Below are 22,873 nucleotides of genomic sequence, written 5' to 3' on the forward strand. Positions count from 1 at the left end.
GCCTTGGAGTCGCTCTCAGGAAAGCCCTGATCAGGCCATCGCGGCGGCGGCGGCCTCGTCCTCGGTGGTGGCGACGAGCTGACCGCACGCCCCGTCGATCTCCTTGCCGCGGGTGTCGCGGAGGGTGGTCGGGATGCCGGCGTCGTTGAGGCGGCGCACGAACTCGTCGGTCACGTCACGCTCGGACGAGGTCCAGATCGATCCGGGCGTCGGGTTCAGCGGGATCGGGTTGACGTGCACCCAGCCGCGACCGCGCTGGTTGAGCTTCTCGGCCAGCAGGTCGGCGCGCCAGGCGTGGTCGTTCATGTCCTTGATGAGCGCGTACTCGATCGACACGCGGCGGCCGGTCTTGGCGTAGTAGTCGTAGGCGGCGTCGAGGGCCTCATCGACCTTCCACCGCGAGTTCACCGGGATGAGCTCGTCGCGCAGGTGGTCGTCGGGCGCGTGCAGCGACAGCGCGAAGGTGACCGGGATGTTCTCGTCGGCGAGCTTCCTGATCGCGGGCACGAGGCCGACCGTGGAGACCGTGATGCCGCGGGCGCTCATGCCCAGGCCGTCGGGCTGCGGCGCGACCATGATGCGCACCGCATCCATCACGCGCTTGTAGTTCGCGAGAGGCTCGCCCATGCCCATGAAGACGATGTTCGACACGCGCTCCATCGAGTGGTCGTCGCGCTTCTTGCCGCCCAGCTCGCCGTTCGCGATCGCCCGGTTGGCCCGCACGATCTGCTCGATGATCTCGGCGGTCGACATGTTGCGGGTCAGCCCGGCCTGGCCGGTCGCGCAGAACGGGCAGTTCATGCCGCAGCCGGCCTGGCTCGACACGCACAGGGTGATGCGGCCGGGGTAGCGCATGAGCACCGACTCGACGAGCGCGCCGTCGTGCAGGCGCCACAGGAACTTGATCGTGTCGCCACGGTCGGTCTCCAGCCGGCGCACCTCGGTCATCAGCGGCGGGAGCATGCCCGCGACCAGCTCGTCGCGGATCCCGGCGGGGAGGTCGGTCATCTCGGCCGGGTCGGACGTGTAGTGGCGGAAGTAGTGGGTGGCGAGCTGCTTGGCGCGGAAGCCGGGCAGCCCGAGCTCCTTCACCTTCGAGATGCGCTCGGCCGGGGTGAGGTCGGCCAGGTGCACCGGCGGCTTGCCGCGCTTGGGGCTCGCGAACTGCAGCAGCGGACGGCCCTCGGCGTCTTTCTTCTGCGTCCAGCCCTCGGTCGCCGGGCGCACCTGGGGGGCACGGGTCTCACGGATCGCCCCCGAGCGGGACGACGCGGGCGCTGCCTGGGGGCGCGTCTCGCGCGTGCGGGGGTTCTCAGTCATCCTTCCAGGATACCGGGGGCCGGGTGGGAGGCGGCTGGGCCGGATCAGCCGAGCAGCGGGCGCTGCGCCGTGCGCTGCTGCTCGTACTCCGCGCGGGCCCGCCGGGCGCTGTCGGTCGACGCGACCTCGGCGACCGGCACGTCCCACCAGCCCTCGCCGTCCGGCGCGTAGACCGTGGGGTCGCTCTCCACGTGGATCACGGTCGTGCGCTCCGCCGCCTTCGCCGCGCGCACCGCCGCCCGCAGGTCCTCGATCGCGGAGGGACCGGGGGCGACCTCGATCACGTCGACGCCGTAGCTGCGCGCGTTCATGGCGAGGTCTACCGGCAGCACGTCGCCGTGCTGGAAGCTGCGGGCCTGCGCGTCGTACCGGCGGTACTTGGTGCCGAAGCGCTCCGTCCCGACCGTCTCGGACAGGTGCCCGATCGACGCGAAGCCCTGGTTCTGGATGAGCACCACGATGAGCTTGATGCCCTCCGCCACCGCCGTCGCGAGCTCCGAGCTGAGCATGAGGTAGGAGCCGTCGCCGACCATCACCACCACGTCGCGGTCGTCGCCCGCCGCCTCCAGGCCGCGCTTGACGCCCAGCCCGCCCGCGATCTCGTAGCCCATCGTGGAGAAGGCGTACTCCACGTGGTAGCCGAGCGGGTCGCTGACGCGCCACAGCTTGTGCAGGTCGCCGGGCAGCGAGCCCGCGGCCTGCACGATCACATCCCGGTCCGCGACCTCGGCCCGCACCGCCCCGATGATCTCGGGCTGCCCCGGCAGCTCGCGGCCGGTCGGGGCGAGGGCGGCGTCGACCGTCGCGTCCCACTCCCGCTTCTGCGCGGCGGCCTCGTCGGCGAGCTCCGTGCGCACGCGGGTGCCGCGCAGCTCGGCGGTCAGCGCCTCCAGCGCCTCCCGGGCGTCGGCGATCACCGGCAGCTGCGTGCCGTGCTTGTAGGCGTCGAACGGGGCGACGTTCACGTTCACGAACACCGCGTCGGGGTGCTGGAAGGCCGACCTCGACGCCGTCGTGAAGTCGCTGTACCGCGTTCCGACGCCGATGATCACGTCGGCCTGGGCCGCGAGCCGGTTCGCGGCCGTGGAGCCGGTGGCGCCGACCCCGCCCAGGTACTGCGGGTGATCCCACGGCAGCACGCCGCCGCCCGCCTGGGTCGTGCCGACGGGGATGCCGGTCGCCTCGACGAAGTCGCGCAGCGCGCCCTCCGCCTCGGAGTACAGCACACCGCCGCCCGCGATGAGGAACGGCCGCCGCGCTCCGCGGATCGCGGCGACCGCCCTGGCCAGGGGTCCGCGCTCGGGCAGCGGCCGGCGCACGTGCCACTCCCGCTCCTGCAGGAACTCGACCGGCACGTCCAGCGCCTCGGCCTGCACGTCTTCCGGCAGCGCGATCGTCACGGCCCCGGTCTCGGCCGGATCCGTGAGCACCCGCAGCGCGGCGAGCGCCACGGAGAACAGCTGCTCCGGCCGCTGCACCCGGTCGAAGAACACCGACACCGGGCGGAAGGCGTCGTTGACCGTGAGCCCGATGTCGTGCGGTCGCTCCAGCTGCTGCAGCACCGGGTCGGCGACGCGCGTGGCGAAGGTGTCGCTGGGGAGCAGCAGCGCGGGCAGGCGGTTGGTGGTCGCCAGGGCCGCACCGGTGAGCATGTTCGTGGCGCCGGGGCCCACCGAGGCCGTGCTGGCGAACGTCGCGCGGCGGCGGTGCATCCGTGCGAACCCGACGGCCTGGTGCACCATCGCCTGCTCGTTGCGCGCCTGGTGGTACGGCATCAGCTCCGGCTGCTCGAGGTGGTACTGCTGCAGCGCCTGCCCGAGACCGGCGACGTTGCCGTGCCCGAAGATGCCGAACATGCCGGGGATCGTGCGCTCGCGGTGCTCGCCGTCGACCGTCCACTGCTGCGCCAGGAACTCCACCAGCGCCTGGCCGACCGTCATCCGCCTCGTCCGCATCACTGCGCTCCTTCTGCTCGATAGGGAAGCCGCGGGTCGATGTCCTGCCCGCTCCAGCTGTCGCGCACCCACGCGTGCGCGGGGTCGTCGGTGATGAGCCACGAGCGCTCCGGGTCGGGACCGGCCATCACGTTCAGGTAGTAGAGGTCGTAGCCGGGGGCGGCGACCGCTGGCCCGTGATAGCCGTAGGGCACGAGCGCGACATCGCCCGTGCGCACCATCGCCGAGACGTCGATGTCGCCCGCGTCCGAGGAGTAGGTGGCGAACATCCCGAACGCCGCGTCGGCCGACGCCGCCCGCCCGCCGTCACGCGTGGGCGCGGCCTCGAAGTAGTAGATCTCCTCCAGGCGCGACTCCCGCCCCGGCACATGGGCGTCGTGCTTGTGCGGCGGGTACGACGACCAGTTCTCCGCGGGAGTGAGCACCTCGCACACGATCAGGCGCTCCGCGTCGAGGGTCGCCGGGGTGCCGAAGTTGTGCACCTGCCGGCTCGACCGCCCCGCCCCGCGCAGCTCGACCGGGGTCTCATCGGCGCGGAGGTGCCGGGTGGGATGCACGACCGTCGTCGGGGCGGAGGCCACCGCGACCCGTCCGGTCCCGCGGATCACCGCGGTCGCGGCGCACGAGAGGTACAGCACGTCGGTGGGACCGTGGAACACGGAGGTCCGTCCGGCGAGGGTCGTCTCCGTCGTCGCGCCGCCCTCGGTGTGCGTCACCGTGAAGGAGCCCGCGAGCGGGACGACGATGCGCTCGACCCCGGACTCGGCGAGCGCGAGGCTCTCCCCGTCCGCGAGCACGCCCACGCGCAGGCCCGTGTGCGCCCACCCCGGCAGCGCCTCGTCGACCACGCTCTCCCAGCCGTCGCGGCCGAGGGCACCGCGCGGGTGGAACCACGGATCGTTCGCGGTCATGGCGCCTCCTGTCGGTGTCGATCGGATGGTCGGTGTCGTCAGCGGTTCTGCGGGAAGCCGAGGTCGATGCCGCCGTGGGTGGCGGGGTCGAGCCAGCGGCTGGTGACGGCCTTCTCGCGGGTGAAGAAGTCGAACCCGTGCACACCGTACGCCTTGGCGTCGCCGAACAGCGACGCCTTCCACCCGCCGAACGAGTGGTAGGCGACGGGTACCGGGATGGGCACGTTGATGCCGATCATGCCCACCTGCACCTCGTGCTGGAAGCGGCGGGCCGCTCCCCCGTCGTTCGTGAAGATCGCGGTGCCGTTGCCGAAGCGCCCGGAGTTGATCAGGTCGACGCCCTCCTGGAACGTCTCGACCCGCACGACCGAGAGCACCGGGCCGAAGATCTCCTCCGTGTAGGCGCGGGAGTCGGTGGGGATGTCGTCGATCAGGGTGGGGCCGAAGAAGAAGCCGTCCTCGCGCCCGTCCACCGTCAGGCCACGGCCGTCCACCACGATGCGGGCGCCGTCGGCCTCCGCGATGTCGACGTAGCCGGAGACCTTCGCCCGGTGCTCCGCGCTGATCAGCGGGCCCATGTCGGGCTCGCCGGTGCCGTCGCCCGCGCCGTCGCCCACCCGCAGCGTCGCGATCCGCTCGGTGATCTTCGCGATCAGCTCGTCCGCGACGGGATCCACCGCCAGCACGACCGACACGGCCATGCAGCGCTCGCCCGCGGCACCGAAGCCCGCGTTCACGGCCTGATCCGCGACCAGGTCGAGGTCGGCGTCCGGCAGCACCAGCATGTGGTTCTTCGCACCGCCGAGGGCCTGCACGCGCTTGCCGGTGCGCGACGCCGTCTCGTAGATGTACTGCGCGATGGGCGTCGATCCCACGAACGAGATCGACTGCACGGTGTCGCTGTGCAGCAGCCCGTCGACCGCCTGCTTGTCACCCTGCAGGACCGTGAACACCCCGGCGGGCAGCCCCGCCTCGGCCCACAGCTCGGCCAGCCACAGCGCGGCGGACGGGTCCTTCTCGCTCGGCTTGAGGACCACCGCGTTGCCCGCCGCGATCGCCACGGGGAAGAACCACATCGGCACCATCGCCGGGAAGTTGAACGGCGAGATGATGCCCACGACACCCAGCGGCTGCTTGAGCGAGTACACGTCGATCCCGGTCGAGGCGTTCTCCGAGTAGGCGCCCTTGATCAGGTGCGGGAACCCGGTCGCCAGCTCCACGACCTCCTGGCCGCGCAGGATCTCGCCCATCGCGTCGGAGAGCACCTTGCCGTGCTCGGCGGTGATGATCGCGGCGAGCTCGCCCTTGCGGGCGTTCAGCAGCTCCCGGAACGCGAACAGCACGCCCTGCCGCTTCGCGATCGACCACGTGCTCCACTCCGCGAAACCGCGCTCCGCGGACGCGAGGGCCGCGGCGATCTCGGCTTCGTCGGCGAGCGCGACCCTGGCGGTCTCGGCGCCCGTGGCGGGGTTGAACACGGGGGCGGTCCGCCCGCTGGTCGAGGCGTGCGGGGCACCGTCGATCCAGTGGCCGATGACGGGGGTGTCGGAGCTCATGCGGGTCCTTCGGGATCAGGCCGACAGGCCGGGGTGGACGAGGGAGGCGGCGACGTCGATGGCCGCGGCCACGTCGATGTCGGCGGAGTACAGCAGCGTGCGGCCGACCGTGAGGCCGCGCACGCCGGGGAGCGACAGGGCGTCCTCCCACGAGGAGAACGTGTCGTCGGGGTCGGCACCCGCGTCGCCGCCGAGCAGCAGCACGGGCAGGGTGGTCGCGGCGAGCACGCGCTCCATGTCGTCGACCACGGGCAGCTTGAGCCACGTGCTCGCGCTGCTGGCGCCCAGACCGCTCGCGATGGCGATCGACAGCATCACGGCGTCGGGGCTGAGGTCGTTGACGATACGGCCGTCGACGCGGCGGCTCAGGAACGGCTCGAGCATGATCGGCAGGTCGGCGCGGGCCGCCGCGGTCACCGCGTCGGCCGTGGAGGCCAGGGTCGGCGCCGTGCCGTCGTCGTCGAGGTTCACGCGCAGCAGCGCCTTGGCGAAGTCGATGCCCGAGTCCACCATCGCCGGCACGTCGTACCCGGTGTAGCGGTCGTCCATCTCGAAGCTCGCACCCCGCAGCCCGCCGCGGTTCATCGAGCCGACCACGATCTTGTCGTCGAGCAGGCCGAGCACGGCCAGGTCATCGATGATGTCGGGCGTGCCGAGCACCCCGTCGACGCCCGGGTGGCGCAGCGCGATCGCGAGCCGGTCGAGCAGCTCGTAGCGGTCGGCCATGGCGTAGGGCTCCGCGCCCACCGCGAGGGCTCCGCGTGCGGGATGGTCGGCCGCGATGATGAACAGCCGTCCGTCGCCGCGGATGATGTCGCGGCGACGACGCGCGGCCAGCAGCTCGCGGATCGCCCGGGGGGACTCGGCCCGCACGGTGCGCAGTCGCTCGAAGTCCTCTTGCGTCAGTGCTGTCATGTCACGCATCTCCGTTCACGACCTCCGCGATCTCGCGCTCGGTCGGCATCGCCGTGGAGCACTCGCGGCGGCCGGCGACGATGCCGCCCGCCACGTTGGCCCACGTCAGGGTCTTCTCCAGCGGCCACCCGGCGAGCAGCCCGTGGCACAGCGCACCGCCGAACGCGTCGCCCGCCCCGAGGCCGTTGACCACGGCGACCTGTCGCGCCGGGATCTCGACGCGCTCCGTGGCGGTCTTGGCGAGCACGCCGCGGGGGCCCTGCTTCACGATCGCGAGCTCCACGCCGCGGTCGAGCAGGGCGTCGGCGGCGCGCTCGGGATCGGTCTCGCCGACCGCGACCTCGCACTCCTCGCGGTTGCCGACGGCGACCGTGGCGAAGCCCAGCGCCCGCTGGACCCACGGGCGTGCGGCCTCGGCCGACTCCCAGAACATCGGGCGGTAGTCGAGGTCGAACACGGTGTGCGCCCGGCGGCCGCGCTGTTCCAGCAGCTCCAGGTGGGTCGTGCGGCTGGGGTCCTCGCTGAGGCCGGTCGCGGTGAACCACACCAGGGCCGTGTCGCGCACGGTGTCGGCGTCGACGTCGTCCGGCCGGAGCTGGAGGTCGGGCGCCGACGGCTCGCGGTAGAAGTACAGCGGGAAGTCGTCGGGCGGGAAGATCTCGCAGAACGTGATCGGGGTCTTGTAGTCGGGGTCGGTGGCGACGAACCGGCTCGACACCCCGAGGCGCTCCAGCTCGTCGCGCAGGTACTGCCCGAACGGGTCGTCGCCCACACGGGAGAACAGCGCGGTGTCGTGGCCGTACCGGGCGGCGGCGACCGCGACGTTGGCGGCGCTGCCGCCGAGGTACTTGCCGAAGCTCGTGACCTCGCCGAGCCCCACGCCGTCCTGCAGCGGGTACAGGTCGACGCCGAGGCGTCCGATGCTGAGGATCTCGGTCGCCCGTGGTCGCTGGCTCATCGCCCCGCCTCCTCTCGCTGCATTTGTCCTAACATTAGCACTATTGCGCTCCCACCCGTGCGGCCGTCACCGGATCGCGCGCCGCAGGCTGACCACGCCGCCGCCCGCCACTCGCGCACCGCGGGTGTCCAGCGCGTCCTCCTGCACCTCACCGCGCAGATCGGTACGCGCCCACGCACCCTCGGCCGCGAACGCCAGGTCGCGCTCGCCGTCGAGGTAGTTCACGAAGCGCAGCTCGGCCTCGTCGTCCACGCGTCGCGCCGACTCGAGCACCACGTCACCCGACAGCTCCGCACGGAACGCGGGCTCCGGCAGCGGCCCGTCCGTCTCTCCGGTGCCCCGCACCACGAGCGGCTCGTGCCGGAACAGGTCGGACGCCCGCACCGCCGTCGCATCGTCGGCACCGACCAGGATCGCCAGCTCGGTGTGCACCGGCACCCCGAGGTACTGCGCGCCGGGCACCGGGATCTCGGAGCCGGCCGGCTCATCGCGCAGCGGGTGCAGGTTCACGCTCATCATCCCCACCGAGCGGGACAGCGTCACCGCGAGGGCGTCCTGCTCCCCCGCGGTCGAGACGAGCTCGTACTCCGACAGCTTCTGCACCAGCACCGCCGTCGAGCCCGCCGCGGCGAACCGGTACGCGGGATAGGTCGGCAGCGGGAACTCGCCCCAGCCGCCCTCGGCCTCGCGCCCGCGCACCGTGAGCCCGTACTGACCGGCGCTGCGCGACGACTCCAGCCCCGCGGCCCCGGTGGGCACGAGCACCCGCAGCCGGTGGTCGGACGCGGTGTTGACGTAGTCGATGCCCACCCGGAGGAAGCCCTCGCCCTCGCGCAGCTCGACCGTGGTCTCGGTCACCAGCGGCACGGTCGCGGCGCTGCGACGACGGTCGGCGTCCAGGCGCTCCGGCAGGTCGTACACCCGGCGGATGCGCAGTCGCCCGCGCAGCGGCCCCTCCTCGACCACCGTCACCTCGACCGATGCCGGGGCGGTCACGGCGGAGGCGGGGTCGACCGGTCCGTAGTTGTACGAGTCGCCGCAGTCGCCCTCGTCGACCAGGGCCAGGGCACCGTCGATCGCGGTGCCGTCCGCGCCGTCGATGCGCACCGTTCCGTCGGGGTTCACGGTCGCGGTCAGCGCCGCGTTCGACAGCGAGGTCGCGGTCACCCGCACGGGGTCGAGGGGCGCGGGGGCCGAGGTCTCCGACACGGCCGCCAGCGCGACACCGCCGAGGTCGACCGCGAGCAGCGCCCGGTGCCGCGGATCCGCGATGGTCTCCACGTGCCACAGGTCCTCGCCGGCGGCATCGGCGGCCACGCGCTCCTCCAGCTCGACCGTGAACGCGGCCAGATCCCACACCCCGCGGGGGCTCTCGGCCACCTCGAAGCGCAGCGACCGCTCGCCCCACGCGTAGCCGTTGATCTGCTGCCCGAACAGCTCGCGCCCGTGGATGCGCCGCAGGAGCTTGGGCAGGTCGGCCGTGCGCAACTGCTCGTCGCCCAGCACCGTGGGCAGCGGGTCGAGCACCTGCACGCCGGGGGCGAGGGCGGCGGGCTCCACACCGTGCAGCGTGACCTCCGCCTGCGCGCGCCGGGCGAAGCCGGACGGGTTGAACACCAGGTGCTGGGCGGGGCTCACCGACACCGCCAGGTCGCGCAGCACGCTGTCGATCACGCCGCGGGCGATGTGCCCGGCCGTGTGGATGCGGGTGCCCACCTGCTCCGCGGTGCTGTCGACGCCGCAGCCGGTGACCGAGTCGTGCGCGGTGCTCTCCACGAGGCGGTACCACGCCGTGTCGAAGAACGAACGGTGGTCGCGCGTGCCGTACAGCAGGTCGAGCCGTTCGGCCGCGGCGAGGGCCTGCTCCGAGCGGGCCATCTCGCGCTTGAGGTTCGTGCGGATCGAGAAGACGCCGGGCAGCAGGTTGCCGCGGGCGTGCGAGCGCATCTCCCCGCGCACCTGGGGCAGCGCGGCGAGCGCGTCCGCATCGGTCGCGTAGCGCGCGAGGTGCTCGTCGAGCGTCGCGATCGACAGGCGGGGCTCACCGCCGGCCGCGTCGTAGTCGCGGATCACCTCGGCCAGGTCCTCCGGGGGCGCGGAGTGGTCGGTGCCGAGCATCGCCAGCACGGGGTCGTCGCCGTACCACGACGCGGTGCGGGCGGCGTAGTCGGGGGCGAGCGCGGGGAGCTGACCGGGCAGGGCGAACATGTCGAGGCCGTTGCCGTAGCCGTCGAACAGGTACTCGCAGCGCACCGCGTCGCCGTTGGGCGCGACCCAGGAGAACGCGTGCTCCTGCACGTCACCGGGCACGCCGCGCCACAGGGCGCTGTGCCGGATGCCGAAGCCCGCCAGGATCTGCGGCATCTGCGCCGCGTGGCCGAACATGTCGGGCAGGTAGCCGACGGGCATGGTGCGGCCGAGGCGGGCGCTCGCGCCGCGGCCGAGCTCCAGGTTGCGCACGATGGTCTCGCCGTCGCAGCCGAACTCGTCGAGCAGGATCAGGAAGGGGCCGATGCTCAGCTGCCCGCTCTCGACGAGTGCCACCACGCGGTCGCGCATGTCGGGGCGCATCTCCAGGTAGTCCTCGATGGCCGCGGCCTGCCCGTCGAGCGTGAACCGGTACGACGGCTCCGCCTCGAGGATGCCGATCAGGCGGTCGAGCATGTGCACGAGCCGCAGGCGGAACACGTCGTGCGGCTCGTACCACTCGCGGTCCCAGTGGGTGTGGGGGACGACGACGATCTCACTGCTCACGGGCGGGGACTCCTGTATCTCGGGGGGTTCGGGCGGCGCTCAGGCGCACAGGGCGGCGATGCTGCGGTCGGGGTGCAGCAGGTAGTACGGGCCGGCGGCGGGATCGCCGGAGAAGGAGGCGCGGTCGCCGTGCACGGCACGACGCTCGCCCGCACCGTCGACGAGGATGAGCCCGTCGGCGTCGATCGCGAGCAGGTCGCCGTCCACGCGCAGCAGCACGGGCGCGGTGAACAGCTCGGGCACGGTGAGGCCGTCGCGCACGGCGACGCCGCCCATGATCGCGGTGCGGCCGGCGGCGACCCCGGCGAGGATCGCCTCGGCCGAGTCGTCCTCCGCCGCGACCCACGTGGTGGGCGTGCCCGGGCCGACACCCTGACTCCGCATGTGGAAGTCGGCGCCTCCCAGCAGCACGGCCCCCTTGTCCCAGCGCTCGTGGAACGCGAGGGGCGAGGTGGCGATCAGCTCGCGGTACCAGGTGGAGTGCCACAGCTCGATCGCCCGGGGCGTGCGCTCCAGCGGGTGCAGCCACGAGCAGTCGCCCGAGATCGGGTGGTTCACGCTGAGGACACCGCCACGGCGCTCGACCTCGTCGACCCACTCCTGCGCCGGACGGCGGAAGTCGATCCAGCCGATGTCGCCGAACGCGTTCGCGTGACCGCGGTGAGTCGTGACCTCCTGGCCGGGCAGCAGCGTGATGCCCTGCTGCGCACCCACGACCGGGAGGTGCGCGTGGTGGCTGGTGGTGTTGTGGTCGGTCACGGACAGGAAGTCCAGGCCCGCCCGCACCCCGAGCGACGCGAGCCCCGCGATGCTCTCGTGCCCGTCGGAGTGCAGGGTGTGCGCGTGGAAGTCACCCGCGTACCACCGCAGTCCGGCGTCCGCGGGCAGCTCGCGGCTGCTCCCCCGGGGCACCCCGTCGATCCGCGCGGGCACCGGGCCGTGGTCGATGCCCGACTCCGCGGGGAGCAGCACCTCGACGGTCGCGTCGGTCCCGCCCGCGGGGAGCCGGTGCACGCCGAGGATCACGTGCCACTCCCCCTCCTCCGGGCGACCGGGGAGGTAGCCGGGCGTGGCGTCGTCGGTGCGGATCACGAAGTCCTGCCGCGAGCCGCCCGACCATCCGCGCCACCCCGCCGCACCCTCGCAGCCGAGGTCGATCACGGCCGCCTCGGTGTCGTACGACAGGCGCACCTCGAGCGAGCCCGTGCCGGGCGGCACCTCGAACGGCACGCGCACGTAGCGGTCCGCGTTCTGGATCTCGTGCGTGAGGCGCAGGGTGGTGCGGATCGCGGCCATCAGCCGATCCGCTCGGTGGTCTCGGTGTCGAACAGCAGGGCGCGGTTGCGCTGCGGCACGATCCAGCCGCGGTCGCCCGGCTGCGGCTCGAGCTCCTCGGGCACGACGACCTGCAGCTTGTGGTCGCCGGAGCTCACCAGCACGAGGCTGGTCGCACCGAGGGTCTCGGTCACCACGACCTCCGCGGCGATGCCGTCGGCGACGGGCTCGGTCGACCAGCGCACGTACTCCGGGCGGATGCCCCAGCTCACGGCCTGCCCGTCGCGCACGTCCGCGGCAGCCTCGGCGGGCACGGGCACGTCGGTGTCGCCGATGCGCACGTGGCCGCCGGTGACCGTGGTCTCCAGCAGGTTCATGGGCACGGAGCCGATGAACCCCGCGACGAACGTGTTGTTGGGGCGGTGGAAGATCTCCCGCGGCGAGCCGATCTGCTGCAGCTTCCCGGCCTTCATGACCGCGATCCGGTCGGCGAGCGCGAGCGCCTCGGCCTGGTCGTGCGTCACGAACACGGTGGTCACGCCGAGGTCGCGCTGCAGCTCCTTGAGGAACGTGCGCGCCTCGAGCCGCAGCCGGGCGTCGAGGTTCGACAGCGGCTCGTCCAGGAGCAGCACGTCGGGCCGCGTGGCGACCGCGCGGGCGAGGGCCACGCGCTGCTGCTGCCCGCCCGAGAGCTGGCCGGGGCGACGCTCGATGAGGCCGTTCAGCGACAGGCCGTTCGCGACCGACTCGGCCGTGGTGCGGCGCTCGTTCTTCGCGACGCGGCGGATGCGCAGCGGGTAGGCGATGTTGTCGGCCACGTCCATGTGCGGGAACAGCGCGTAGTCCTGGAACACCATGGCCACGCCGCGCTCACCCGGCTCGGCGTTCGTGACGTCCTTGTCGCCGATCGTGAGGCGGCCGGACGTGATGCTCTCCAGGCCGGCGATCGAGCGGAGCAGCGTGGTCTTGCCGCAGCCGGAGGGACCGAGGAGGGCGAAGAACTCGCCGTCGGCGATCTCGACGTCGACGCTGTCGACGCCGCGCACCCCGCCGGGGTACTCCTTGACGAGTTGGGTTGCAGTGATGGCGGCCATCAGGACTTGATCCCTCCGTGGAAGCGGAAGCCGTAGCGGCGGTTGACGAAGAAGTAGATGAGGAGGACGGGCACCGAGAAGACCAGCGAGAACGCGGAGATGAGCCGCAGGTCGGCCTGGCCGCTCTCGGTGTAGAACGTGTACATGAGCACGGCGGCCGGCTGCATGTCGGGCGTGCGCAGCAGCAGGAACGGGACGAGGAAGTTGCCCCACACCTGCACGATGGTCCAGATCGCGATGAACGCGAGCCCGGGTCGGGCGATCGGCACGACCACGTCCTTCAGGATGCGGAAGGGACCTGCGCCGTACAGTCGCGCCGACTCCTCGTACGACTTCGGGATCGAGTCCATGAAGTCCTTGAGGATGAAGATCACGGTGGGCAGGATGCCGCCGGCGAGCACGAGGATCACCCCGACGTGCGTGTTGATGAGCTGCAGCTGGTTGATGAGCTGGAACGTGGGCACCATGGCCGCGGTCCCCGTCACGATCGACGACAGCAGCAGCAGCCCGTAGAGGATGCCGTCGCGGCCGGGGATGTTGATGCGGCTCATGGCGTACGAGGCCAGCGCGCCCAGCACGATCACCAGCGCCATCGTGCCCACGCCGAGGATCAGCGAGTTCAGGATCGACTTCAGCGCGTAGGGGTTCTCCGCCAGGCGCGCGAAGTTGTCGAGCGTCCAGTCCGGCCACGACACGGTCAGCGACGGGGTCGCGTCGAACGGTGCGAGGATCAGCCAGACCATCGGCAGCGCGAAGAACAGCGACACGATCACGAGCACGAGCGTGAACAGGATGCGCGAGACGAAGTGGGTCACGGACCGGTCGCGCGCGACGGTCTTGATGGTCGACATCATGAGCGCACCTTCTTCTTCTTCGGATTCGCACCCCGGGAGACGCGCGTGTACATCAGCGCGATCACGAGGTTGATCAGGAGCATGATGAGCGAGATCGCCGCACCGAGGCCGAGCTGTCCGCCCGGGATCGCGGTCTGGTAGATGTACACCGAGAGGATGTCGGTCTGCCCGTTGGGGCCGCCCGCGGTCAGCAGGTACGGCGTGAACGTGTTGAACGTCCACAGCGTGATCAGCAGCGTGTTGGTGAGCAGGTGCCCCTTGATGTTGGGCAGGATCACGTCGCGCAGCTGCTGCCACGTGTTGGCGCCGACCATGCGGGCGCTCTCCAGCTGCGACGGCGGCACGGCGCTGATGGCGGACGAGAACAGCTGCATCGAGAACGCGGTCCCGACCCAGATGTTGAAGATGATGATGCACTCCATCGGATGCTCGATCAGCCAGGCGGCACCCTCGGTGCCGAGCAGGGCGTTGAGCGTGCCGGTGCGGCGGTCGAGCAGGGCGAGCCACAGGAACGAGGCGACCGAGGCCGGGATGACCCAGGCCGCGAGCACGAGCGTCTCGATGAAGGTCTTGACGCCGGGACGGACGTTGCGCAGCATCCACGCCAGCGCGAATCCGAGCACGGTCTGCCCGATGATGCCCGAGACGAGCACGAACACGAGCGTGAGCCACAGGGAGTTCCAGAACCGCGGGTCGTTCAGTGCGGTGGAGAAGTTGTCCAGGCCGACGAACTGCGGGTTGGCGGCCGCGAAGCCGGTGAGCCGGTAGTTCGTCATCCCCAGGTAGACGGTCCAGATCGCGGGGAAGAGGAGGAACAGGCCGATCAGGAGGAGCCCGGGGGCCGCGAACAGCGTCGCCCTGGCGCGCCCCAGACCGGCGACGTCCTCCGCGCGGCGCCGGCGGGGAGCGCGGACGCTCCCCGCCGGCATGGTTGCATTCGTCATGGTCACTCGGAGATCGCGTCCGGTCCCACGACGCCTTCGAGACCACGGACGTAGGTCTTCAGCGCATCGTCGACCGAGGTTCCGGTGGCGACGTCGAGCGTGGCCTGCTGCAGCAGCACCGACACCTGCGGGTACGCGGCGAGACCGGGGCGGTACGCCGTGATGGGCAGCACCTCCTGGCTCACGAACGTCAGCATCGGGTCGGACGACAGCAGCTTCTCGTTCACGTCGTCACGCGGCGAGATCGCGAGCGTGCCGGCGGCACGGGCCTCGTAGGCCTCGGGCGAGTTCATGAACGCGAGCAGCTCCCACGCCAGCTCGGCGTGCTTCGAGTTCGGGTTGAGCACGCGGCCGGTGCCGCCCGACATCGACACGAAGTCCTGGCCCTTGATGCCCTCGCCGGGCTCGACCGCGGGGATCTTGGCGTAGCCGACGACCTCGTCGCGGTTGGCCATGGGCGCGGTGCCCACACCCTCCGCGGGGTTGATCACGGAGCGCCAGAAGTAGTCGCCCTCCAGGAGGATGCCGATCTTGCCCTCGGCGAACAGCTGGAACGACGTGTCGCGGCCGGAGGCCTCCTGCTGCAGCACGGGGTCGCCCAGGCCCTCATCGACGTAGATCGTCTTGTAGAGGTCGAGCACCTCCTGCATGCCGTCGGTGGCGCCGATCCACTTGCCGTCCTCGTACACCTGCTCGCCGGTGCCGACGAGCATCGGGAGCAGGCCCTGCATGGTCGTGGCCTCGCCCATCGCGGTACCGGCGTTGAGCTGGATCGGCGTCACGCCCTCGATCTTCTTGAGGTCCTTCGCGGCATCGAGGATGTCGTCCCAGCTCTCCGGCGCCCAGTCCTCGTCGAGGCCGGCCTGCGCGAACAGGTCCTTGTTGTAGTAGAGCACCCGGCCGTCCGCGCCCTGGGGCACCCCGTAGCGGTCGCCGTCGAACGACAGCGCGCTCTGCACGGCGTCGGGGATCTGTCCCCAGCCGTCCCAGTCGTCCACGGCGTCGCCGCCGACCTCGGCGAGCGGCTTGATGTAGCCGGCCTCGGCGAACTCGCCGACCCAGATGCCGTCCATGCCGATGATGTCGGCGCCCTTGCCGGACTGCAGGTCGAGGGCGATCTTCGTCTTGTAGTCCTCGTCGTCGACGCCCTGCGGCTGGAACTCGACGGTGACGTCCTTGCCGTCCTCCTCCATGGCCTTCTCGAACTCGGGGACGACCCAGTCCGCGATCCAGTCGGCCTCGGCGGCGTTCTTGCCTCCCGTGATGGAGTTGGTGGTGAGCGTCAGGGTGACGGGCCCCGTCGATTCCTCGGCCTCGGGCTCCGATCCTCCGGAGCAGCCGGCCAGCACGACCGCACCGACGGTGGTGAGGGCGAACGCCGCGAGCAGGCGGCGCTTTCCTTGCGTGACCATTTCCGACCTTTCTTGTCGTTGATCGCCGAGCGGTGGCGCTCGGATTCGGGTGTTGCGGGATGGCTACTGCGCGGCTTCGGCGCTCGGGTCGAGCGCGTGGCCCTTCGAGACCGCGAGCGCGCGGATGATCCGCTGCCCGACGCGCACGTCGGCGACCGACTCATCGACGCTCGCCCCGTCGGGGCGTTCGCCGCGGACCAGGGCCGCGAGCGCGTACAGCTCGTTCTCGAATGCTTCCTGTTGCATCCACCGCGATTCGCTCACGCGGATGCCGAGCTCCGGGTGACTCTCGGTCACGCGGAGGATGGTGGGGAGGTTCGTCACGTAGGGCACGCCGAACACGAGCTCGATCGATCCGGCCTCGTGGTGGAACGCGACGGTCTCCTGGTAGTCGGGATAGCCGTCGATGTAGTGCCAGTCGACGGTCCACGGCGTCTCGTCGCGGGCGAGGGTGCCGCGCACGTGCACGGAGCCCGGCATCTTCGGGCCCCAGTGCTGCGCGAACGCGACCTCGCCGAGACCGCCGACGAGCGACCGGAGCAGCCCCACGTCGTGCACGATCGAGCCGAGCACGACGTTGGTGTACAGCGTGCGGAGGTCGACGGGGAGGTCTGACCCGACGGCCCCGTCGACGATGGCGGCTGTGGCGGCGATCAGGGGCTCGATGGTGTCGCGGGGCACGTCGCCCGTGGGAGCGGCGAGCCGCGCGTAGGCGAGCTGCGAGCCGTCGAGCGGGTGCATGACCTGCACGTCGATCGCGCGCAGGGTCACGTCGGCGAGCAGTTCCTTCGCGCGCAGCGACGCGGTGTCGTACTCCTTCATGTAGCCGACGCGCACCCAGTCGCGCAGGTCGAGGCCGGCCTCGCGCCCGTACGCCGTGAGCTCGTCCAGCTCGGCGAGCGAGTAGGCGAGCGGCTTCTCGGCGAGCACCCGGATGCCCGCCCGCACGAGCCGCAGGGTGTCTCCCGCGTGCGAGCCGGTGGTGGCGAGGATGGCGGCGTCCACCTCGAGGTCGCCGGCGGCCGTCGCGGCCACGAGCTCGTCGACCGAGGTGAACTGCCGGGCGGACGGCACGCCGTAGCGGGCGCCCATGTCGGCGGTGCGCGCGGCGGACAGGTCGACGAGCGCGGCGATCGCGAAGGCCTCGGCGTTGCGGCGCAGCAGCGGCAGGTGCACGCTCTGGCTGATCGCGCCGAGTCCGATCACGGCGACGCGGGTGACGGCGGCGCTCATGCGAACCACCGCCGCAGGGCCTCGCGGTTGGCGGCCTGCTCGGCCACGGCGCGCTCCACGTCGGCGGTCGAGCGCGGCACCACGTCCTGCTCGACGATCAGCCATCCGGAGTACCCGCTCGCGGCGATCTCGTCGAGCAGGGCGTCGACGGCGAGGTCGCCCTCCCCGAGGGGTACGAACACGCGCTTCTCCCACACCGAGCGCATGGGGTCGTCGGCGGCCAGGGCGTCGTGCAGCAGGGCGGTGCGGGCGTCCTTCAGGTGCAGGTGGTTGATCCGCTCTCGCCAGCGCCGGTAGTCGGGCAGGGGGTCGCCGCCGCCGATCAGCAGGTGACCGGAGTCGAACGTGAGGTCGACGTCGGTGGAGGCGAGCAGCGCGTCGATCTCCTCCGGCGTCTCGACGTGCGTGCACGCGTGGTGGTGGAACGTGGGCTCGAGGCCCCGGTCGCGCACGCGCGCGGCGGCGCGGTTCACCCGGTCGGCGAACCGTTCCCACGCGGCACCGCGGAGCGTGAGCTCGGGGGCGCCGCCCGGGCGGGCCTTGCGGGCGGGGCTGCCGGAGTCGGCGAGGGTGGGCAGCGGTGCGAGGTCCTGGCCGCGCTCGGCGGCGGTGACGAACACGTCGAGCGTGCGGTCGAGGCCGGCCAGCGCGGCGGCGAACTCCTCGTCCTCGCCCGCGAACGGCAGGTCGACCCAGCCGCCGGCGAGGTCGAGGCCGTGGCGGGAGAGGCGCTCGTCGAGCTCGGCGCCCTGGCCGAGGAGACCGATGGGGCCCAGGTCGATGCCCTGGTATCCGGCTTCGCTGATCCAGCGGGCGAGCTGCTCCCCGTCGGGAAGGGCCACGAGGTCCGGTCGAGCGAGTTCGAAGACTCCGTAGCTCACCGGCGCGTTCGCGATGCGGATCACGCGTTGTCCTTTCTCCATTGAATGGTCGAACCCTGGGTTCGTCTCGAATGTTAGCAGGTCATGACATATGCATCAATCATCCTCCGAGAACCCCTGCACCACGACCGAGCGCACCCCGTCGAGGCGGGCGATCGCGTCGATCAGCTCGGAGCGCGACCCCGGCTCGGCCTCCGCGAACTCGAGCGTCGCCCGCATGTCCGCCTCACCGTGGATCCGCGCGGCACCGAGCAGTGTGGCGGGCAGCCCCCGCCGCTCGGCCGCCGCCAGCACCTCGCGCAGCGCGCCGCGGTCGGCCTCGTACTGCAGGGTCACGCGCAGGCGCTCGGGCTCGGGGCGAACGCGGTCGCGCAGCCGCGACAGCGGGCCGACCGTGAGGAGATGAAGACCCGTGCCCGCGATCGCGAGCAGGGGCATGTTCGCCCCGCAGGCCATGCCGATCGCCGCGACCACCCAGATGGTCGCGGCCGAGGTGAGCCCGGACACGGCGTTGTTGCGCACGAAGATCACGCCGGCGCCGAGGAACCCGATCCCCGACACCACCTGCGCCGCGATGCGCGAGGGATCGACGGCCACCTCCGGCCCGAGCACGCCCTCGAAGCCGTAGGCCGAGATGAGGGTGAAGATGGCCGAGCCCAGGCCCACCAGCACGTGCGTGCGCAGCCCGGCGTTCTTCTGCTTGCGGGAGCGCTCGACACCCACGGCCAGCGAGAGCACGAACGCCAGCCCGAGGAGCCCGAGCTCGACGAGCAGGTGGGGATCCCACCCGAAGCTCACGCTGCTCCCATCATGTCAGCACAATAGCACTTTAAGCATCTTGGAGGTCACCCGCGGCGCCGTCGTGCGCGGGCGCGGCCGGGATCCGCGGAATACTGCGCCTCGACGCCGTCTGGAGTCGCTCGTATGATTGTCGCTACAATGTGACTCCCCAACCCAGAGCGGAGCATCCATGGCCGATGTCGTCACCCCCTGGCCCCACGAGCTCTTCGCGGACATCGACCGCACGGGGCCCGTCCCGCTCTACTTCCAGGTGTCCACACGACTCCAGAGCGCGATCCAGTCCGGCGCGATCCCCGCGGGCGCCCGCCTGGAGAACGAGGTCTCGATCGCGGAGCAGCTCGGACTCTCCCGCCCCACGATCCGCCGCGCCATCCAGGAGCTCGTCGACAAGGGCCTGCTCGTGCGCCGCCGCGGCATCGGCACCCAGGTGGTGCAGGGCTCGGTCACGCGGCAGGTCGAGCTGACCAGCCTGTACGAAGACCTGCAGAGCGCGAACCACGAGCCGGGCACGCAGGTGCTGACCCACGAGATCATCCCCGCGACCGACGAGGTGGCCCTCGCGCTCGGGCTCGAGCCGGGCACCGAGGTGCTGCATCTGCGCCGCAGACGAAGCACCGACGGCGTCGCGGTCGCGGTGCTCGAGAACTACCTCCCGCGCGAGCTGGCCGACATCTCGACCGAGCAGCTGGAGTCGCGCGGCCTCTATCAGGTGCTCCGCGCCCGGGGCGTCGCGATCCGCATCGCGAAGCAGAAGATCGGCGCCCGCCGCGCGGAAGACGACGAGCCGGAGCTGCTGGAGATCGAGGCGGGCGGCCCCGTGCTCACGATGGAGCGCATCTCGTTCGACCAGTCCGGCGCCGCGATCGAGTTCGGCCACCACTGCTACCGCCCCGACCTCTACAGCTTCGAGACGACGCTCGTCGCCAAGTAGCACAACTTGTAATGACAAGTTGTGGTGCGGAAGAATGGACGCATCCCTCGATCAAGGAGCGCCATGTCCGACCGTCTCGCCCGCGCCCGCACCACCGGCGTCCTCGCCGTCCTCCGCGCCCCCTCGCCCGAACTCGCCCTGGAGGCCTCGGAGGCGATCATCCGGGGTGGAGTGACCGGCATCGAGGTCACCTACTCCACGCCCGACGCCCCGGCCGTGATCCGCGAGCTGATCGCCCGCCACGGTGACGCCGCCTACATCGGCGCCGGAACCGTGACGACCCCCGCGCAGGCCGCGCAGGCCGCCGACGCCGGGGCCGAGTTCCTGGTGAGCCCCGGCACGCTCCCGGCCCTCACCCGCGCGATGCTCGACACCGGCCGCGTCGTGATGACCGGCGCCCTCACGCCCACCGAGGTCATGGGCGCGCTCGAGCTCGGCGTCGACGTCGTGAAGATCTTCCCCGCCTCGCTCGGCGGCCCGGCCTACCTCGGCGCTCTCCGCGGCCCGTTCCCCGACGCCCCGCTCATGCCCACCGGCGGCGTCAAGCCCGACAACCTCGCCGACTGGTACGCCGCGGGCGCGGTCGCGGTGGGCGCCGGCGGCGACCTCGCCAACGGCGCCTCGATCGCGGCGTCCGACTGGACCGACCTGGAGCAGCGCGCCGCCCGGTTCGCCGCCGCGCTCGCCTCCGTCCGGGGCTGACGCTCCCCCACCTCCGGGCCGTTTGGTATACCAGAGGTATGCGAATGCGGCGGGGCGTGCTCTGGGCGGCCCTCGCGGGGGTCGCCCTGCTCACCTCGGCGTGCACGGCGACCACCGCCACGCACCCGACCGCACCCACCACGGAGGCCCCGATGACCGACACCACGCCCGCCCCGCGCGACGCCACGTCCGCCCTGCTCGACGCCGCCGCCCGCGGTGACGCCGCCGCCGTCCGGGTTGCGCTCGGCGCCGGTGCCGACATCGAGGCCCGCGGCGAGGGCGGCATGACCGCACTGGTCGCGGCCACCAAGGCGAACCACGTCGAGGCCGCCCGCGCGCTGATCTCCGCGGGTGCCGACGTGAATGCCAAAGACGACATCCAGGACTCGGCCTACCTGTACGCGGGTGCCCGCGGTCACGACGAGATCCTGCGCCTCACCCTCGCCAACGGCGCCGACCTCACCAGCACCAACCGCTTCGGCGGCACCGCCCTCATCCCCGCGTCGGAGCGCGGACTGCTCGACACCGTGCAGATCCTGCTCGATGCGGGCGTCGACCCCGACCACGTGAACAACCTGGGGTGGACGGCGCTGCACGAAGCGATCGTGCTCGGTGACGGCTCGGGGCGCTACGTCGCCGTGGTGCGCGCCCTGCTCGACGGCGGCGCCGACCCGACCATCCGCGACGGCGACGGCGTGCTGCCGCTCGACCTCGCGACCGCCCGCGGCTTCGAAGACATCGCGGACGAGCTGCGCCGGTGATGGCGCTCGACGCGTGGGCCTGGGCGGCGCTCGGCCTGGCCGCGGTCGTGATCGGCATCTCCAAGACCGCGCTGCCCGGCGGCAGCATCCTCGCGATCGCGCTGTTCGCCGCGGTGCTGCCCGCCCGCACCTCGACCGCGGCCACGCTGCTGCTGCTCATGGTGGGGGACGTGTTCGCGCTCCTCGCCTACCGTCGGCACGCCCACTGGCCGACACTGCTGCGACTCGCCCCCGCCGTCATCGCCGGACTGCTGCTCGGCTTCGCCTTCCTCGCCCTGACCGGCGACGACGTGGTGCGGCGCGCGATCGGCGTGATCCTGCTGCTGATGATCGCCGTCACCCTGTGGCGACGAAGGCGGCAGTCGCGCGTCGAGACGACGGTCACGCCCCGCGGCGGACTCGTGCTCGCCGGCGCCTACGGCACCCTGGGCGGCTTCACGACGATGGTCGCCAACGCCGGCGGACCCGTGATGTCGATGTACTTCCTGGCGACGCGCACCCCGGTCCAGGTGTTCCTGGGCACCTCGGCCTGGTTCTTCGCGATCATCAACGTGATCAAGGTGCCGTTCCTCGCCGGCATCGGACTGTTCACCGCGCCGGTGCTGCTGACGGACGCGCTGCTCGCGCCGCTGGTGGTGCTCGGCGCCCTCCTCGGACTGCGCGTGGCACGACGGCTCGATCAACGGGTGTTCGACCGCATCGTGATCGCGCTCACGATCCTCGGCGCGCTCTACCTGCTCTTCTGATCCCGCGCGGACCGGGTCAGTCGAGGAAGATGTCCGGGAACAGGGCGCTGTCGGGGGTGCCGGGCACGGCGGCGTAGCGCGAGAAGTCGGTCACGCCCTCGGCCTCCAGCACGTCCTCCACGATGAGCGACTGCCCCGTGGTGGTCGCGGCCGGCCGGCACAGCACCGCGTAGGCGGCGTCGGCGTAGATGTCGGCCGTGCGGCTCGCGGCCATCACCCTGTCGCCCCCGAGGAGGTTCTGCACGGCGGCGGTCGCGATGGTCGTGCGGGGCCACAGCGTGTTGGCGGCGATGCCGTCGCGCGCGAACTCGGCCGCGAGCCCGAGCGTGACCATGGTCATGCCGAACTTCGCGAGCGTGTAGCCCGTGTGCGCCCCGAGCCACTTCGGGCTGGGGTTCAGGGGCGGCGAGAGCGACAGGATGTGCGGGTTCTCGGCGTCCTTCAGGATCGGCACGGCCGCCCGCGACAGCAGGAACGTCCCGCGCACGTTGACGTCCTGCATCAGGTCGTACTTCTTCGCCGAGAGGTCGAGCGAGCGCGACAGGTCGATCACGCTGGCGTTGTTGATCACGATGTCGATGCCGCCGAACTCGCCCTGCGTCTTCATGACCGCTTCGGTGATGTCGTCGTCCTCGCGCACGTCGCCGACGATCGGCAGCGCCTGGCCGCCGGCCGCGCGGATCTGCTCGGCCGCGGTGTGCACGGTGCCCTCGAGCTTCGGATGCGGGGTGTCGGTCTTGGCGAGCATGGCGATGTTGGCGCCGTCGGCGGCGGCGCGCAGCGCGATCGCGAGGCCGATGCCGCGGCTGCCGCCCGACATGAGGATGGTCTTGCCGGCGAGTGACATGGGTTCTCCTTCGGGGCGGGTGG

The 22,873-nt window shown here is 71.8% G+C and carries 20 protein-coding genes; 4 read left to right on the top strand and 16 right to left on the bottom strand.

Going from position 1 to position 22,873, the window contains the following annotated elements:
* Positions 1-30 precede the first annotated feature (30 nt).
* From rlmN to KV394_RS03335, 15 genes are all read right to left on the bottom strand, one after another.
* Positions 31-1,320: a 23S rRNA (adenine(2503)-C(2))-methyltransferase RlmN gene (gene rlmN / locus KV394_RS03265; RefSeq protein ID WP_205828305.1), complete on the bottom strand. Its 1,290-nt coding sequence runs from the start codon at positions 1,318-1,320 to the stop codon at positions 31-33.
* 44 nt (positions 1,321-1,364) lie between these two features.
* Positions 1,365-3,275, bottom strand: coding sequence for a 3D-(3,5/4)-trihydroxycyclohexane-1,2-dione acylhydrolase (decyclizing) (gene iolD, locus KV394_RS03270; RefSeq protein WP_247982295.1), 1,911 nt, complete (start codon positions 3,273-3,275; stop codon positions 1,365-1,367).
* Positions 3,275-4,186: a 5-deoxy-glucuronate isomerase gene (gene iolB / locus KV394_RS03275; RefSeq protein ID WP_247982296.1), complete on the bottom strand. Its 912-nt coding sequence runs from the start codon at positions 4,184-4,186 to the stop codon at positions 3,275-3,277. The genes iolD and iolB overlap by 1 nt, the downstream gene beginning before the upstream one ends.
* Positions 4,187-4,224: 38 nt before the next feature.
* Positions 4,225-5,742, bottom strand: a complete 1,518-nt coding sequence (locus KV394_RS03280) for a CoA-acylating methylmalonate-semialdehyde dehydrogenase (protein ID WP_247982297.1) — start codon at positions 5,740-5,742, stop codon at positions 4,225-4,227.
* 15 nt (positions 5,743-5,757) lie between these two features.
* Positions 5,758-6,657 (bottom strand): Cgl0159 family (beta/alpha)8-fold protein, encoded by a 900-nt coding sequence (locus KV394_RS03285; RefSeq protein WP_206252520.1) that lies wholly within the window; start codon positions 6,655-6,657, stop codon positions 5,758-5,760.
* Between the two features lies 1 nt (position 6,658).
* Positions 6,659-7,615, bottom strand: a complete 957-nt coding sequence (gene iolC, locus KV394_RS03290) for a 5-dehydro-2-deoxygluconokinase (RefSeq protein WP_247982298.1) — start codon at positions 7,613-7,615, stop codon at positions 6,659-6,661.
* A 66-nt stretch (positions 7,616-7,681) separates the two neighbouring features.
* The gene (locus KV394_RS03295; RefSeq protein WP_247982299.1) at positions 7,682-10,369 is read right to left on the bottom strand and encodes a glycoside hydrolase family 38 N-terminal domain-containing protein; all 2,688 of its coding nucleotides are present in this window, start codon (positions 10,367-10,369) and stop codon (positions 7,682-7,684) included.
* A 39-nt stretch (positions 10,370-10,408) separates the two neighbouring features.
* On the bottom strand, positions 10,409-11,665 hold the full coding sequence (locus tag KV394_RS03300) for a CehA/McbA family metallohydrolase (protein WP_247982300.1): 1,257 nt from the start codon (positions 11,663-11,665) through the stop codon (positions 10,409-10,411).
* The gene (locus KV394_RS03305) at positions 11,665-12,738 is read right to left on the bottom strand and encodes an ABC transporter ATP-binding protein (RefSeq protein WP_136033373.1); all 1,074 of its coding nucleotides are present in this window, start codon (positions 12,736-12,738) and stop codon (positions 11,665-11,667) included. Before KV394_RS03305 ends, KV394_RS03300 begins: the two co-directional genes overlap by 1 nt.
* A complete protein-coding gene (locus tag KV394_RS03310; protein ID WP_205812745.1) occupies positions 12,738-13,592 on the bottom strand; it encodes a carbohydrate ABC transporter permease in 855 nt (284 codons plus the stop codon). Before KV394_RS03310 ends, KV394_RS03305 begins: the two co-directional genes overlap by 1 nt.
* Positions 13,589-14,536, bottom strand: coding sequence for a carbohydrate ABC transporter permease (locus tag KV394_RS03315; RefSeq protein ID WP_240744632.1), 948 nt, complete (start codon positions 14,534-14,536; stop codon positions 13,589-13,591). The genes KV394_RS03310 and KV394_RS03315 overlap by 4 nt, the downstream gene beginning before the upstream one ends.
* 2 nt (positions 14,537-14,538) lie before the next feature.
* On the bottom strand, positions 14,539-15,948 hold the full coding sequence (locus tag KV394_RS03320) for an extracellular solute-binding protein (RefSeq protein ID WP_136033371.1): 1,410 nt from the start codon (positions 15,946-15,948) through the stop codon (positions 14,539-14,541).
* Positions 15,949-16,011: 63 nt separating this feature from the next.
* Positions 16,012-17,181 (bottom strand): Gfo/Idh/MocA family protein, encoded by a 1,170-nt coding sequence (locus tag KV394_RS03325; RefSeq protein WP_247982301.1) that lies wholly within the window; start codon positions 17,179-17,181, stop codon positions 16,012-16,014.
* Positions 17,178-18,086, bottom strand: coding sequence for a sugar phosphate isomerase/epimerase family protein (locus tag KV394_RS03330; RefSeq protein ID WP_247982302.1), 909 nt, complete (start codon positions 18,084-18,086; stop codon positions 17,178-17,180). Before KV394_RS03330 ends, KV394_RS03325 begins: the two co-directional genes overlap by 4 nt.
* A gap of 72 nt (positions 18,087-18,158) precedes the next feature.
* Positions 18,159-18,860, bottom strand: coding sequence for an MgtC/SapB family protein (locus KV394_RS03335; RefSeq protein ID WP_136033363.1), 702 nt, complete (start codon positions 18,858-18,860; stop codon positions 18,159-18,161).
* A gap of 172 nt (positions 18,861-19,032) precedes the next feature.
* Between KV394_RS03335 and KV394_RS03340 the strand changes: the two genes are divergently transcribed.
* The 4 genes from KV394_RS03340 to KV394_RS03355 all read left to right on the top strand — a co-directional run bounded on the left by KV394_RS03340 (position 19,033) and on the right by KV394_RS03355 (position 22,003).
* The gene (locus tag KV394_RS03340) at positions 19,033-19,794 is read left to right on the top strand and encodes a GntR family transcriptional regulator (RefSeq protein ID WP_136033361.1); all 762 of its coding nucleotides are present in this window, start codon (positions 19,033-19,035) and stop codon (positions 19,792-19,794) included.
* 63 nt (positions 19,795-19,857) lie between these two features.
* Positions 19,858-20,496 (top strand): bifunctional 4-hydroxy-2-oxoglutarate aldolase/2-dehydro-3-deoxy-phosphogluconate aldolase, encoded by a 639-nt coding sequence (locus KV394_RS03345; RefSeq protein ID WP_247982303.1) that lies wholly within the window; start codon positions 19,858-19,860, stop codon positions 20,494-20,496.
* Positions 20,497-20,534: 38 nt separating this feature from the next.
* Positions 20,535-21,257, top strand: coding sequence for an ankyrin repeat domain-containing protein (locus KV394_RS03350; protein WP_247982304.1), 723 nt, complete (start codon positions 20,535-20,537; stop codon positions 21,255-21,257).
* Complete coding sequence (locus KV394_RS03355; RefSeq protein ID WP_407665453.1) at positions 21,254-22,003, top strand: sulfite exporter TauE/SafE family protein; 750 nt, start codon at positions 21,254-21,256, stop codon at positions 22,001-22,003. Before KV394_RS03350 ends, KV394_RS03355 begins: the two co-directional genes overlap by 4 nt.
* 16 nt (positions 22,004-22,019) lie before the next feature.
* On the opposite strand, the gene KV394_RS03360 is transcribed toward KV394_RS03355, so the two are convergent.
* Positions 22,020-22,850 (bottom strand): SDR family oxidoreductase, encoded by an 831-nt coding sequence (locus tag KV394_RS03360; RefSeq protein WP_247982305.1) that lies wholly within the window; start codon positions 22,848-22,850, stop codon positions 22,020-22,022.
* Positions 22,851-22,873 lie beyond the last annotated feature (23 nt).

This window comes from Microbacterium sufflavum (assembly GCF_023101165.1).
GTDB classification, from domain to species: Bacteria; Actinomycetota; Actinomycetes; order Actinomycetales; family Microbacteriaceae; genus Microbacterium; species Microbacterium sufflavum.

What these genes read in the sequence shown, in the direction of transcription:
- rlmN (WP_205828305.1), bottom strand. Translation starts at nt 1,320, where the DNA reads ATGACTGAGAACCCCCGCACGCGCGAGACGCGCCCCCAGGCAGCGCCC.
- iolD (WP_247982295.1), bottom strand. Translation starts at nt 3,275, where the DNA reads ATGCGGACGAGGCGGATGACGGTCGGCCAGGCGCTGGTGGAGTTCCTG.
- iolB (WP_247982296.1), bottom strand. Translation starts at nt 4,186, where the DNA reads ATGACCGCGAACGATCCGTGGTTCCACCCGCGCGGTGCCCTCGGCCGC.
- KV394_RS03280 (WP_247982297.1), bottom strand. Translation starts at nt 5,742, where the DNA reads ATGAGCTCCGACACCCCCGTCATCGGCCACTGGATCGACGGTGCCCCG.
- KV394_RS03285 (WP_206252520.1), bottom strand. Translation starts at nt 6,657, where the DNA reads ATGACAGCACTGACGCAAGAGGACTTCGAGCGACTGCGCACCGTGCGG.
- iolC (WP_247982298.1), bottom strand. Translation starts at nt 7,615, where the DNA reads ATGAGCCAGCGACCACGGGCGACCGAGATCCTCAGCATCGGACGCCTC.
- KV394_RS03300 (WP_247982300.1), bottom strand. Translation starts at nt 11,665, where the DNA reads ATGGCCGCGATCCGCACCACCCTGCGCCTCACGCACGAGATCCAGAAC.
- KV394_RS03305 (WP_136033373.1), bottom strand. Translation starts at nt 12,738, where the DNA reads ATGGCCGCCATCACTGCAACCCAACTCGTCAAGGAGTACCCCGGCGGG.
- KV394_RS03310 (WP_205812745.1), bottom strand. Translation starts at nt 13,592, where the DNA reads ATGATGTCGACCATCAAGACCGTCGCGCGCGACCGGTCCGTGACCCAC.
- KV394_RS03315 (WP_240744632.1), bottom strand. Translation starts at nt 14,536, where the DNA reads ATGACGAATGCAACCATGCCGGCGGGGAGCGTCCGCGCTCCCCGCCGG.
- KV394_RS03320 (WP_136033371.1), bottom strand. Translation starts at nt 15,948, where the DNA reads ATGGTCACGCAAGGAAAGCGCCGCCTGCTCGCGGCGTTCGCCCTCACC.
- KV394_RS03325 (WP_247982301.1), bottom strand. Translation starts at nt 17,181, where the DNA reads ATGAGCGCCGCCGTCACCCGCGTCGCCGTGATCGGACTCGGCGCGATC.
- KV394_RS03340 (WP_136033361.1), top strand. Translation starts at nt 19,033, where the DNA reads ATGGCCGATGTCGTCACCCCCTGGCCCCACGAGCTCTTCGCGGACATC.
- KV394_RS03345 (WP_247982303.1), top strand. Translation starts at nt 19,858, where the DNA reads ATGTCCGACCGTCTCGCCCGCGCCCGCACCACCGGCGTCCTCGCCGTC.
- KV394_RS03350 (WP_247982304.1), top strand. Translation starts at nt 20,535, where the DNA reads ATGCGAATGCGGCGGGGCGTGCTCTGGGCGGCCCTCGCGGGGGTCGCC.
- KV394_RS03360 (WP_247982305.1), bottom strand. Translation starts at nt 22,850, where the DNA reads ATGTCACTCGCCGGCAAGACCATCCTCATGTCGGGCGGCAGCCGCGGC.